Annotated in this window: 16 protein-coding genes; 3 read left to right on the plus strand and 13 right to left on the minus strand. The window is 51.9% G+C overall.

Features of this window, described 5'->3' with window-relative positions; translation table 11 throughout:
• A partial coding sequence (locus ACPGUT_RS14595) for an IS3 family transposase (RefSeq protein WP_423992589.1) occupies positions 1 to 213 on the plus strand: 213 nt, incomplete at its 5' end.
• Between the two features lie 372 nt (positions 214 to 585).
• A complete protein-coding gene (locus tag ACPGUT_RS14600) occupies positions 586 to 3171 on the plus strand; it encodes a hypothetical protein (RefSeq protein WP_423992591.1) in 2586 nt (861 codons plus the stop codon).
• A 419-nt stretch (positions 3172 to 3590) separates the two neighbouring features.
• On the opposite strand, the gene ACPGUT_RS14605 is transcribed toward ACPGUT_RS14600, so the two are convergent.
• From ACPGUT_RS14605 to ACPGUT_RS14665, 13 genes are all read right to left on the minus strand, one after another.
• Positions 3591 to 3758 (minus strand): transposase, encoded by a 168-nt coding sequence (locus ACPGUT_RS14605; protein WP_423992593.1) that lies wholly within the window; start codon positions 3756 to 3758, stop codon positions 3591 to 3593.
• Positions 3759 to 4094: 336 nt separating this feature from the next.
• Positions 4095 to 5354, minus strand: a complete 1260-nt coding sequence (locus ACPGUT_RS14610) for an aminotransferase class V-fold PLP-dependent enzyme (RefSeq protein WP_423992595.1) — start codon at positions 5352 to 5354, stop codon at positions 4095 to 4097.
• A gap of 24 nt (positions 5355 to 5378) precedes the next feature.
• A complete protein-coding gene (locus ACPGUT_RS14615) occupies positions 5379 to 5594 on the minus strand; it encodes a hypothetical protein (RefSeq protein WP_423992597.1) in 216 nt (71 codons plus the stop codon).
• 38 nt (positions 5595 to 5632) lie between these two features.
• Positions 5633 to 5689, minus strand: a complete 57-nt coding sequence (locus ACPGUT_RS14620; protein WP_423992618.1) for a hypothetical protein — start codon at positions 5687 to 5689, stop codon at positions 5633 to 5635.
• A gap of 16 nt (positions 5690 to 5705) precedes the next feature.
• The gene (locus ACPGUT_RS14625) at positions 5706 to 5948 is read right to left on the minus strand and encodes a hypothetical protein (protein WP_423992599.1); all 243 of its coding nucleotides are present in this window, start codon (positions 5946 to 5948) and stop codon (positions 5706 to 5708) included.
• Positions 5949 to 6022: 74 nt separating this feature from the next.
• On the minus strand, positions 6023 to 6241 hold the full coding sequence (locus ACPGUT_RS14630) for a glycine cleavage T C-terminal barrel domain-containing protein (RefSeq protein WP_423992601.1): 219 nt from the start codon (positions 6239 to 6241) through the stop codon (positions 6023 to 6025).
• A 25-nt stretch (positions 6242 to 6266) separates the two neighbouring features.
• Positions 6267 to 6518, minus strand: coding sequence for a hypothetical protein (locus ACPGUT_RS14635; RefSeq protein WP_423992603.1), 252 nt, complete (start codon positions 6516 to 6518; stop codon positions 6267 to 6269).
• The gene (locus ACPGUT_RS14640; RefSeq protein ID WP_423992605.1) at positions 6515 to 6724 is read right to left on the minus strand and encodes a hypothetical protein; all 210 of its coding nucleotides are present in this window, start codon (positions 6722 to 6724) and stop codon (positions 6515 to 6517) included. The genes ACPGUT_RS14635 and ACPGUT_RS14640 overlap by 4 nt, the downstream gene beginning before the upstream one ends.
• A gap of 69 nt (positions 6725 to 6793) precedes the next feature.
• The gene (locus ACPGUT_RS14645) at positions 6794 to 6964 is read right to left on the minus strand and encodes a hypothetical protein (protein ID WP_423992607.1); all 171 of its coding nucleotides are present in this window, start codon (positions 6962 to 6964) and stop codon (positions 6794 to 6796) included.
• Positions 6965 to 7249: 285 nt separating this feature from the next.
• Positions 7250 to 7978 (minus strand): aspartate/glutamate racemase family protein, encoded by a 729-nt coding sequence (locus ACPGUT_RS14650; RefSeq protein WP_423992609.1) that lies wholly within the window; start codon positions 7976 to 7978, stop codon positions 7250 to 7252.
• A gap of 10 nt (positions 7979 to 7988) precedes the next feature.
• Positions 7989 to 9242 carry an NAD(P)/FAD-dependent oxidoreductase gene (locus ACPGUT_RS14655; protein WP_423992611.1) on the minus strand — a complete coding sequence of 418 codons (1254 nt, stop codon included), beginning with the start codon at positions 9240 to 9242 and terminating at the stop codon, positions 7989 to 7991.
• Entirely contained in the window at positions 9242 to 11458 is a 2217-nt protein-coding gene (locus tag ACPGUT_RS14660; protein WP_423992613.1) for a TRAP transporter permease, read from the minus strand. Before ACPGUT_RS14660 ends, ACPGUT_RS14655 begins: the two co-directional genes overlap by 1 nt.
• 126 nt (positions 11459 to 11584) lie before the next feature.
• Complete coding sequence (locus ACPGUT_RS14665; protein ID WP_423992616.1) at positions 11585 to 12595, minus strand: TAXI family TRAP transporter solute-binding subunit; 1011 nt, start codon at positions 12593 to 12595, stop codon at positions 11585 to 11587.
• A gap of 145 nt (positions 12596 to 12740) precedes the next feature.
• Here ACPGUT_RS14665 and ACPGUT_RS14670 point away from each other — a divergent pair.
• The coding region (locus ACPGUT_RS14670; RefSeq protein WP_423992620.1) for a LysR family transcriptional regulator at positions 12741 to 12902 on the plus strand (162 nt) is incomplete at its 3' end.

The following is a 12902-nucleotide window of genomic DNA, read 5'->3' on the forward strand; positions in this document are numbered from 1 at the left end:
GAGTGCCTGGACAATGCGCCCATGGGAAGCTTCTTTGCATCCCTGAAAAAGGAGCTGGTTCACCGTCAGCGGCTCAAAACACGCGCGCAGGCCAAGGCTGCAATCCTCGAATATATCGAAGTCTTCTACAACCAGCAGAGACGCCATTCCGGGATCGGATACCAAACCCCGCAACAGGCCTTCAACAATATGACTTGGAAAATGGCCGCATAGGATCAATAATCAAACTGTCCGGTTATAGGCACGAAGTCCAGTGTCACAAATCCAAACCGTCAAATCACCACGACGGCGTAAGCCCTCATTGTATTCAGACCAGTTGGTCACAACAATATTTTTGCTCCGGGATCTTGTCACGACGGTCAACATTGTATTTGTGCGACATTTACAGCGTCCTCAGTGGAACCAAAGATACAAATATCAGATGCAATACGATCCATGCAAAAACGCCTGTCTACAGTCCCTTTCTTGGCATGCTGTTTGAATTGCCCAGGCCACGTTTTTGATACATGTTTCATTGCAGTGTTGACGGTACTGGCTTATAGCTAACCGTGACTTTATCTCGTATTTTTTTGACAAGTGAGCTCTATGCCTACCATAACAGAAACAACTGACGCAGCGGCGTCAATTTCAACAACATATACAATGGAAATCGGTGATACTTTCAACGGTTCCATAAACAGTATTGGGGAAGAAGACTGGGTAGCGATCACTCTGAATGCCGGGGAGAGTTATCAGATAGATCTTGCCGGAAGAGGAGGAGCAGGTTCGCTTTCTGATCCAATGCTTAGGGTACGCAATTCGTCAGGAATCCTTGTCACATCTGATGACGATGGAGGCCCGGGACAGGATTCTCGGCTCACGTTTACCGCCACAACAAGCGGTGTTTATTACATAGAAGCAGATGGTTATTCTGTCTGGACCGGGAATTACAGTATCGATGTTGTCGAAGTTGCCCCTCCCACGGCGACTGATGCATTGGTATGGGAGGACGGCGCGTTCTCTGGTGGTTCGGGGCAAAGCATTGAGGTGTTTTTTGCTTCTTCTGGGATAAGTGTTTCCGATGGCGAGCAAGTAAGTGGCAGCTCAACTGTTGTTTCCGAAGGTTTCACAGCGGCTGAAATTTCGATGATCATGGAAATCTTTGATGATATCTCGGACTTTGCAGATATTACCTTTTCCCGCACCTTTAACCAAAGCTCTGCAGACATGCAATTTGCGACCTCGGACCTGGGTAGCAGTTTGTTAGGTTTTATGTATCCGCAAAATACATCAACAAGCGACGGCGTAGGGGTTTTTACGTCTAATTCGACTGATTGGAACCCTGCGACCATACAAGCTGGCGGTGGTATGTATGGTACTGTTGTGCATGAAATTGGCCATGGCCTTGGCCTTGCGCACCCACATGATACCAGCGGCAATTCCGGTATTTTAGACGGTGCAACCGGATCCTTCGATGTCGGGGAAAATGGGTTAAACCAACCTGTTTTCACTGTAATGAGCTATAATAACGGTTGGAATGGTCACCCAATGGGCACACCTGAACTGACCGATGGTGCGGGACATGCTGCAGGTTTTGGCGCGCTGGATATAAGCGTTTTACAGGATTATTATGGGGTCAATACAAGCCATGCAGCGGGCGATAATGTTTACACCCTCGGAAATAACAGTTTCTATAACACCATCTGGGACACTGGTGGAACCGACCTGATCCGTGTCGACGGATCGGAAAATTCAGTTATCGACCTGCGCGCTGCCACATTACTGATGGCAGAAGGCGGTGGCGGATATGTTTCTTTCACACAAGACATAATGGGCGGTTTCACGATCGCAGATGGTGTTCTTATTGAAAATGCTACAGGCGGAAATGGCAACGATACAATCACGGGTAACAGCGGAAATAACACCCTCAGAGGTCAGTCCGGGAACGACACAATTTCTGGTGGGGCCGGCGACGACCGTGTTTACACCGGAAGTGGTACAGACATTGTTCACCTCGGGGACGGTGATGATTACGTCAAAGTCGGTGGCGGCCTGGAGGCTTTCCATGGCGGTGCAGGCAATGACTACATCAGCTATTATGACAGCTCTAATGGCGTGAATATCAACCTAAAAACCAATGTTGTTTCTGGTTCCTGGGCTGGGAATGATACAATCAGTGGTTTTGAAAGCGCATCTGGATCAAAAACCGGTCATGACAAAATTTATGGCACATCAGGCGCCAATAAGATCAAAACCTATGGTGGCAATGACAAAGTCTATGCGGGGAAAGGAACTGATGAGGTTCACCTCGGGGACGGTGATGACTACGTCAAAGTCGGTGGCGGCCTGGAGATTTTCCATGGTGGCGATGGCAATGACTACATCAGCTATTATGACAGCTCTAATGGTGTGAATATCAACCTAGAAACCAATGTTGTTTCTGGTTCCTGGGCTGGGAATGATACAATCAGTGGTTTTGAAAGCGCATCTGGATCAAAAACCGGTCATGACAAAATTTATGGTACATCAGGCGCCAATAAGATCAAAACCTATGGTGGCAATGACAAAGTCTATGCGGGGAAAGGAACTGATGAGGTTCACCTCGGGGACGGTGATGACTACGTCAAAGTCGGTGGCGGCTTGGAGGTTTTCCATGGTGGCGATGGCTATGATTATATCAGCTATTACGACAGTTCCAATGGCGTGAAAGTTGACCTCAGATCGAATGCTGTCTCGGGCTCTTGGGCTGTAAATGACACAATTTCTGGCTTTGAAGGCGCGTCTGGTTCAAAAACTGGCCATGATAAGATTTACGGCACTGATGGATCGAACAAGATCAAAACCTACGGTGGTAATGACAAACTATATGGCCGGGGTGGTGACGACAAACTGTATGGTGGTGATGGGGAGGATCGTTTCGATGGCGGGGCCGGGACCGACCTTCTTTATGGCGGGGCCGATGCGGATGTTTTCCACTTCGACCATGGAGAGGATCACGACATTATCAAAGACTTTGAAAACGATGTGGACACCATCCAGCTGGACAACTTCACCTTTTCCGGAAATCAGGACGCTTTTGATTTTGCCTCGCAGATAGGGGCTGACGTAGTGTTTGACTTTGGCGGTGGTGATATGCTGACCGTTGAGAATGCCACAATTTTGGAACTGCACAATGATCTCGAGATTGTCTGATCGCTTGATGTGAAGGGGCTGCGGCTGACAATGGCCTTGCCACGAGAACGTACTGGTCTCTCAACTCATTTCAAGCAGCCTTTCGTTCGAATGCCAAGCACTGCCCGGCGGGTTATGCGCAGCATGATCCCGAGAGGGGGCCAATGGCACGACGAGAGTACAGGTCCAAAATTACGGCCAGATACAGCCATCCTTCCTCTGTCCAGATGCAGGAGATACCACCAACCTGTCACACGACAGGTGTTGTTTACAACACCGAAAGGGCACTTCCGGTTCGAAGCATCCGCTGAGAAATCCTCGCTCCCATGCATGTAAACACGCATTGCCGATCAATGGATCGTCGCTTTCTTTAACACTACCCTCTCCTCGCGCAGAAGCCGGTTCTCTTTGCGAAGACTGGCATTTTCGTTTTCGACATCCTAGTGCGGGCCTGACATCCGATCGTTATTCTGGTGCTCCTGAACCCACTTGTTCAGGGTCGAAACCCCAACACCTATATCTGCTGCTATCTGTGGTCGTGTTAACCCACCGGTCGTTGCGATGCGCACCGCATCACGTCTAAAATCGTCGCTGTATCTCCGTGCCATTCTTTATCTCCTTCAGTGCGAAGATCGCTCGAAAGTGACCGGAACTACATCGGGGCAAGCCCACCGTTCTCTTGCCATCTACCATGCAAAGCGCTCGGGATCGCAATGACACATCCAACCCAATATAGTATTCCATCAGCTATCTCCCTTGCTGACAGCTGTTCTGTGATCTTAATGGAGCTTGGTCTAAAAGCGAAAGGCTGCCCAATTATGTATGCTTCCTGCGCGTCCTTGAACTTCGGTGCCTTCATGCGTTTCCGCTCCTCTCCCAGCTCTGGAAAGTTTGGTGGAAAACTCTAACCAAAAACGAGGACGTTTGAAGGGATCCAGCGGCAGCTATGCACTGTCCCCCATTTTTTTCAAAGCACCCAAAAGCTGTGCGATTTCGCCTTCGGTGTTGTAGTGGCACAGGGAAATGCGGATACAATCTGGCAGGCCAAGTGGGTCAAGCACGTTGCGGCTATAGTGATCCGCTTTGCGCGTGTGTGTGCGGATGCCTTGCTTGTTCAAAGCGGTCACAACATCCGGCGATGCCATGCCTTTCACTACGATTGAAACCAGACCTTCGCGCGCACCATTGTCAGCCCCTGCCAAAATTGTCACGTGATCCATGTCGCGCAGCCCGGGTAGGTTACCTGTGCCGTTGATCATCGTATTGGTCAGATAGGTTTCATAGGCGTGGATCGCCCGGCCTGCAGCCTCTATGCGTTTGCGTGGTTCTGTCTCATCCGACACTTCACCACCAAGCCAGTCAAAATAGTTGACCACATCAGACAGGGTCGCATAAGCGCCAGTGTCACGTGTGCCAAATTCCCAACCAGTTGCTGGCGCATCGATCAACATATCATGGGGCATGGCGGACAATTTATCAGAAATCCAGGCAATGCCATAGCCATGACGCGAGAACATTTTGTAAGGCGAAATCGCGTAACCATCGACGTTATAGGCCTCTAGATCCATCTGACCGTGCGCCGCGTGTTGGATGCCATCCACGATGATCAGACAATCCGGCGCGACCGCACGAATGGCCTCAGAAATCGCAGCCACATCCATCCCCATGCCGGTCACGGGGGACGCATGTAAGATCGTTGCAACAGCCACATCCGGGGTCATCAAAGCGGTATAATCCGCAGCGCTGACAAGCCCGGTTGCATCGTCATGGGGCACATTTATATAGTCTAATCCGGCGATATCCGCCCAGCGACGCGCCGCAGAACGGCTGGCGGGATGTTCAATGGATGACCCGATCACTTTCGCGCCTTTGGGGGCATTCACACAGGCGGTACGGATCATGCGGAACAACAGTTCTGTGCCGCTTTCACCTGCAAAGAACTGACCAGAAGTCGCGTTCATCAAAACCGCCATATCGGCCTTGGCTTTGTTGATCGTCGCCACCAACGCGTGCGCAGCTGGGTTGTCACGCCCTTGGTTGTCCGGGATCGCCGCAAATTTTGAAGAGGTCTCAACAGCGGCTTTCAGTGTCAAAGCACCACCCGCATTTTCAAAGAAAATACGTTCGCCTTGAAATGGGCAATTGTCCACATGAGCGAATTGATCACGGATGGATTTGATCAGCTCGGGGTTGTTCTGGATCATATGTTTAGTCCTGTAAGCAGATATTCAAAGCGTATTGTAACGCCTACCTAAAGTGCGCGGGAAACCATCGCTATTGTCATCAATGATGCCATGGGGCGAATTGATCAAGCCAGCACGCACCGTTGCATCCAGAAAAAATGCTTCGTGTTCCGGAGTGTGCAGCAATTGCACATTGCCCGCACGCGCCGTCATTGCAGCAACAATCGCGGCATAACCCCATTCGAAACAGGCCGTCGCCACCAAGACATCGCGGTACCAAGGTTATCGCCACCCCCACATTAGCAGGTATCGCCATAAGCCACATGCGCTTTTACGTGACCCGTTACTCTTCCCATTCCGATTTCATTGCCGCTATCGCCAACGGCCACTACGGGTCAGGTCCATCGGCACCCGCCCCGCCATGATCCATTCAGAAAGCGCTTTGCCCGCGCCCGGGCCGTTCCGAAACCTAGCGGAATTAAGCCGAGCCGCAACCCAAAGCCCTTTTACATCGGAGATCAGACCCAGATAATGTTTCGCATCTAGGGTGAAACATTCCGGCCCATTGAAGAACTTGCGAATGCCGCTTTCCGCCAATACTGGAACACGTTCCATCGCAGCCTCAAGGATCGGATGCAGCCAACAATCACTGCGACTTGCACATCCGTAGGAAGGGTTTTGCCATGGACTTACCCTCGTAGCTTGTCGTTTTCAGGATCATAAAACGGCAGCATCGCAACCGTCGCTTTCACGGGCTGACCCAAGATTTCAGCTTCAAACACATCACCAGGATTTGTGGTAACTATCAGATATTCCAGCCCAATACGCTTGTGGGTGCGGAAACCTGTACCGCCAGAACTGACATAACCAACGGGTTTTCCATCCAGGCAAATCGGGTCAGACGACATGGCATCTACACCATGACCGTCGGCTTCAAATACCGTGAAATGGTAGTTTTTTCACCCCTTGCTTGCGCCAAGAACGCATTACCCCCGATGAAACCTTTCTTCTTTTTGCTGACAATGCGATCACAGGCTCGAGTGCGGGCAGATTCCACACTGTTTTGCCGCCACTTTCAATCCAATCATTCACGCTTTGGCGGTCGCCCAATTCGGGGTACGCATATTCGGTCGCCGTCAACGACAATATCTGTGCAGTGCCAAGGAAATGCCCTTCACCAGTCATTGCGTCCGTGCGCAAGTCCGAAATGAAAGGCAAAACGCCAAAATACCTGGAAAACTTAGTTTCATCATGTTCACAAAGATCAAACCTGCAAGGCTTTCTGCCAAACCCTGTGCCAAAGCACCCACAAGCACTGCCAGGCTGGTCGCGCCGACTTGTGCGGTGGAACAGATTTGCAAAGGCATGCCCAAACGCACGCACTCGAACATCACGCCGCATACCCCTTCCGTCAGGGTCAATGGCGGCACAACGCGAAAGATGGATAAGAAGCTGAAAGGTTATTTCACAAAGGCCTCTTCGCCACCAAACGCTTGAACAAACATCGCCACGACCGGGACCACATTTTCAGTTTCAAAGAAACTGGTGCCAATGGGTTTGGATCCGGCTTTCATTGCGGCTAAAGGCGGGTTGATGTCCAGCGTCAACGGGTCTTCTAGATCGCGCGCCACAACCGGGCGCAGGCGGGGCCGTCACCGCAGGCGTGGCGCATCGTTTGTTTTGTGTTCGGGCATTCTCATCCCCATCAAAAACCTGATTTTTGGACAGTTTAGAAACGAAGATTGATTTCCTCAATTCCATTAAATGCACATGTTAGTGAAAATTATTCACTCAAAAACGGCACGTGACATACATGCCCGCCCGTCTCCAGCTTGGACGACACCAGAAACATTTATAAAATGATGATATCGCCAACCATGCCAGCTTAAATAGGCGATATCATCTTTTATAAAGGCTCAGACAAACCCCTGGAACGGTTGCCGCATCACAACTTGCGCGATCATGGTGGACAAAGTGGTCAAGTCGTAAACAGGTAGATTGATTTCCTCTTGCAGACGCGCCGCATAAGGTGGCAGATCGGTACATTCCAGAACAACAGAACCAATCTCCGGATTGCGTAGCAGCATAGCCCGCGCTGCCGTCAACAGTTCTGCTTCAACCTTTACCAGGTCCATATCATCGCGTTCATTGCGTAAAATGACGGTGGAAAATTCTTCAGCGTCATCCAACCCCTGTACCTCAATCGGGACATGGGCGCAGCCAGCCCCGTCAAAATGCGCGGGTGTCAGACTGTTGGCAGACGCAGTGATCACCCCAACCGGGCGGCAACCGCTGAGTTGCCAAGCAAGCGAGACCTGCACCAGAGAGGATACGAACACTGGGATATTCACCGCCTGCGCGATCTCTTTTTGAAACAAGGCTAGGAACCCACAGGATCCAGTAATCGCGCGCACCCCTTTGGCTTCCAAACGTTTGGCCGCGTCCAGAAGGCGATCTTTCATCTCGCCGGTTGGGTTGCCCAAAAGCTTGGGCACTGTAATTCCATCCAGCATTTCATACATCACAGTGAAGGGCAGCGATGAAGGGTTTTTAATGTGGCCGGGTGGTTTCGGAAAATAGCTTTCCAGTGCAAGGACGCCAATTGTGATGCCACAAATGTTATGGCCACCCTGATAGTTTGTCATGCTTCGCCCCTTAGTATCGTTGCGTGTTATACGCGGTTAAGTCGTTGTTTACAGGTGTGTGAGTCGCAATATCAGCGACCACACGCCCGGTTTTTGGCGCCATCATCAGCCCATAGTGACTGTGCCCAAAGGCCGATATCAGGTTGGGAAAACCGTCAACCTCCCCGATACACGGAAGGCTGTCTGGCAGGCTTGGGCGCTGCCCCATCCAGGTGTTCGGCGCAGATGTATTCAGCTTGGGTGCCAGTTTGCTTGCCAGCTTAATCAGCCCTTGAAGGCGTTTGTCATTCGCTGGCTGATCAAGGCCTGCAAATTCAGCGGTACCTGCAACACGCAAGCCCCCTTCCATGCTGGAGCCGACAAATTTCATATCCATGTCCATTATGGAATTGTTCAACTGCACGCCCGGGTCACTGAATTCCACATGGTATCCCCGTTCCGCTTCCATCGGGATATGAATGCCAAGCGGCTTCAACAATTCAGCCGCCCAAACCCCCATCGCAAGCACAATTTTGGGGCTTTCAAGCAGACCGGCGCTCGTTGAAATTTTCCATGATTGATCGTCTTGCGGCAGGATCGCTTTAATTTCGGCCTGTAAAACCGTACCACCAAGGGCGCGAAACTTATCGGTCAGAACCTCACAGATCCGACCTGGAGATAAGGCGCGGGCCTGGCCTTTGATCAAGATCGCGGCTTTGAAGTCTGGATTTAGATCTGGCTCTAGGTCACGCAGATCAGCGGCTTGAATGATCTCAAGTTCGGCCCCTTTTTCGCGCCGTATTTCATAATCGGTGCTGTTAATATTGGCGTGTCTGGCATCGCGAAACGCATGCACATACATGCTGTCTTGCAACAGATTTTCATGGCCCGTACCGGCAAGATGTTGACGAAACAACGTAACACTGTCGCGTACAAGAAAATCCATGGCCTCGGAAATTTCGCGCACGCGTTTGATCCGCCCCTGCGCCAGAAACCGAAGCCCCCAAGTGGCAACGCGCGGCAGATGCCCCGGTCGAATGCTGATAGGTCCAAGCGGATCAAGCAGCATACCCGGCACTTTCTTCCACAGGCCCGGCATGGATTGCGGCACGACTGACCAAGGTGAAACAATACCTGCATTGCCAAATGAGGTTGCCTGGCCTGGGGCGTCGCGATCGATCAAACGAACGCGCACCCCCTTTTCTGCAAGTGAAATGGCCGTGCAAATCCCGACAACCCCTGCGCCCAGCACAGTGATGTCGAACCCTTCCTGGGGATCACTCATCAGGCTGTTCCAGCTTTGCGCATGGCTGCAAGTTGTTGCAGTACGACCGGCCCGATAAAGACAAGCGCCAGCAAATCAGATCCCAGACCAGGGGCCACCAATAGCAACCCGCCGATGGCCATGATCCAGCGCCAGATGCCGCTCAGCAGGGTCATGAAATACCCCGACACAGCCGTCGCGATGACAAACACCCCTACCGCACAGGTCAATGACACCTGCAAGAACGACGCAATGGTGAAATGTTCCGGCAAGACGATCAGCATGGTTGGCGCATAGACGAAGACCATCGGTACCATCAATTTACCAAGGCCCAGAGTGAACGCACTGACACCGGTACGGAACGGATTGGATCCTGCAATCCCCGCTGCTGCATAGGCAGACGCACAAACCGGTGGTGTAATTTCAGAAATCACCCCGTAATATAGCACAAACATATGGGTCGCGAGTGGTGGCACCCCCAGTTGGCTTAGCGCCGGCGTCGCGACTGCAACCAACATAATGTATAGTGCGGTTGTTGGCAGGCCTGCCCCCATCAGGATACAGGCCATGGCGATCAGGACTAGTGACAGGAACTGCTGCAAGGATTCTTGGCTAAAGACTTCAAGCGATGTCCAGTTCAACAAGGGTGCAATTGTTTCAGCCATGTCTGCGGCCCCACCTGTCACCATGAACCCAAGACGGAAACCTACACCCGTTGTGTTGATCACACCGACAACGATCCCCACCGCAGCAGACGCCGCACCCACCGCCAGGGCGTATTGAACACCCACATGCAGACTGTCGAAAAGATCACGGAAGCTTTGGCGTTCATTGCGATGCAACGTGCCCAGGATGGTCAAGGCTGCAAGCGCACCTGCCATGGTCGGCGTATACCCTTCACCGGAATAAGGCGATGCCTTCCAAAAGATGAAGCCAAGTAAGGCAAACGGCACCAAAAGGGTTGCGGGTTTGTCAAAGGCACAGAACCCGACAACCACACAAAGCGACAGGCCGATAAACGCCGCCATATTCGGTGAATATCCCGAAAACAGCACAAGCAAAAGCGCAACCAGTGGGATGATTGTGAACCAACCTTCACGCCAGACGTTGACCAGATGTGGCAGCTCTTCGCGGGTATAGGTTGGCAGGTTAAGGCGTTTGGCTGTGAAATGCACAATCGACATCACGCCGATGTAGTGCATCATCGCAGGCACGATCGCAGCGATGACGATGGTGGTGTAAGGCACCTCTAGATATTCCGCCATTAGGAAGCTCGCCGCCCCCATAATGGGCGGCGTGATTTGACCACCCGCACTGGCCGCGGCCTCAACACCACCGGCGAAATGCCCGGGGTATCCCATCTTTTTCATATTCGGGATGGTCAGTGATCCGGTCGACACGGTGTTTGCGATGGAAGATCCTGAAATCGTGCCGAAAAACGCCGATGACACGACGGATACTTTCGCAGGTCCACCGGTGTAACGACCCGCCATGATCATCGCATTATCAACAAAGAACTGACCCAGCCCCATGCGCTGTGCGACAACGCCAAACAGCACAAAGTGGAACACAACCGTGGAAACCACCCAAAGGGTGACACCGAAAATGCCTTCGGATGGGAAGTACATATTATTGACGAACTGCTGCCAGTTCACGCCCGGATGTTTCAGGATTTGCGCGGGCATATAGGGGCCAAACAGCGCGTAAATCATAAAGACAGAAATGATCAGCGGCAGCACAAACCCAATCGTACGGCGCGCGATCTCAAGCACAGCAATGATCAGGAAACTGCCGAAAAACACATCAACCGACGTGGGATTTCCCTGGCGCAACGCCTGTTCAGGGATGTTCAAGCCAAAGCCCGTGAACCCGCGCCAGCTGAACCATAAGAAGATCGCAGCACATGCCGCAATAATCATGATCACCCAATCATACAGGGGTACATTGCCGGGCTTCCACATGCTTTTACCACTGTATTCAAGGCTTTGGGCATTTTTCACCAAAGGAAAACCGATGAAGATGAAGAAGAACAAACCCGCCAGATGAATGCCCATATGAACATGGTCAACGGGGGTGCCAAAACCGGCGGTCCAGAGATGGTACAACGCAAAGACAATAGCTGCCCAGTATACGACCAGCCCAAGAAGCGGGCCATTCGCACGCGTATTCAGCGCGGAGTCGTATTTCTTTTCAAGCTCTTCCAGGGCTTTATTGTCGAGATGAGATTGCAGGGCCATAGATTGTTTCCCAAGGGCAAAGCATCACGGGCAAAGCACCCGGAGCAGATTGATTTAACATAAGAATAAAACGGGCCGCGGCGATATGACAGTCGCCGCGGCCCAGGGAGAGACCGTCTTCGGTCTTTATTCGATCATACCAACTTCACGGTAAAAGCGTTCAGCACCTGGGTGCAGCGGCACACCAATGCCATCGACACCGTCAAGCGCGGTTTCAAGGGTGATCACACGGCCTTTCGGGTGACCAGAATCCAGCAACTTGCGTGCAGTGTCTGACCACATGGCTTTGGTGATTTCATACACCAGCTCTTCGTCCATATTCGCATTGGTGACCATGATGCCGGATACAGCCAATGTGTTCACATCATAATCCACGCCCGGGTATGTGCCCGCAGGGATGGTGGATGGGATGTAGTAAGGAACTGTTTCGTTTGCCTTGGCAATTTCTTCGTCGGTCCAGTTGTACAGCTCCAGGCCTTTGGTGTTGTCCAGCTGAATGATCGCTGCGACCGGTGTACCCGCTGCATAGAAATAGGCGTCAAGCTGACCATCCGCGATGCGTTCGGCACTTTGGCTGTTGTTCAGTTCAGCTTCATCCATATTGTCACGTGTCACGCCGTGATCCGCCAACATCAGCTCAACCGCGATCTGCGTGCCCGACCCGGCCTGCGCAATACCAACACGTTTGCCGGCAAGATCTTCAATCCCGTTCAACTCGGCGCCTTCTGGCATAACCAGATGCAGATCTTCCGGGAACAGGTTTGCGATCACACGCAAGTCAGGTTTTGCGTTGCCTTCGAATTTACCTATGCCGTTATAGGCAAAATGCAGGGTCGCAGCACCTGACAGGCCCGCTTCCATCTGGCCCGCCTGAATGGCGTTCACGTTATGCGCAGAGGCGTTGGTGGATTGCGCAATTGCAACAAGGCCTGGCACACCACAGTTGCCGCCGTCTTCGCAGGCGCGTGAACCGGGAGGATTAGAAATCGCATTTGCGATAATGCCACCGATTGGGAAATACGTGCCCCCTGCCCCGCCGGTGCCGATGCGGAAGAATTGCATCTCTTGCGCCACGGCTGCTCCGGTTAACATCGTGCAAGCCAAAGCGGCCCCTGTCAGTTTGGAAAAAATTGTCATCTGTCACCCCTGTCTGAGATTTACGCCATCCATTTTTCGGATTTCGCGCTGATTATTCGATCCCCCTAGAATGCCAGTCACAAATATAAATTCAAATTGTTAATTCTATGGTATACATAAATTTGACTTATATAGGTATATCAACATGAACCTGCAGCAACTCGCGATCTTTCGTGAAGTTATTAAAACCGGGTCCGTCAGCCAGGCGGCACGCAATATGGGGCGTACCCAACCCGCCATCAGCGCGTCACTGAAAGCCTTGGAAGAATCTCTGAACATGACCTTGTTCAAACGCGAAGGCCGCAGA

It is taken from the genome of Halocynthiibacter sp., from assembly GCF_049608145.1.
Taxonomy (GTDB): Bacteria; Pseudomonadota; Alphaproteobacteria; order Rhodobacterales; family Rhodobacteraceae; genus Halocynthiibacter.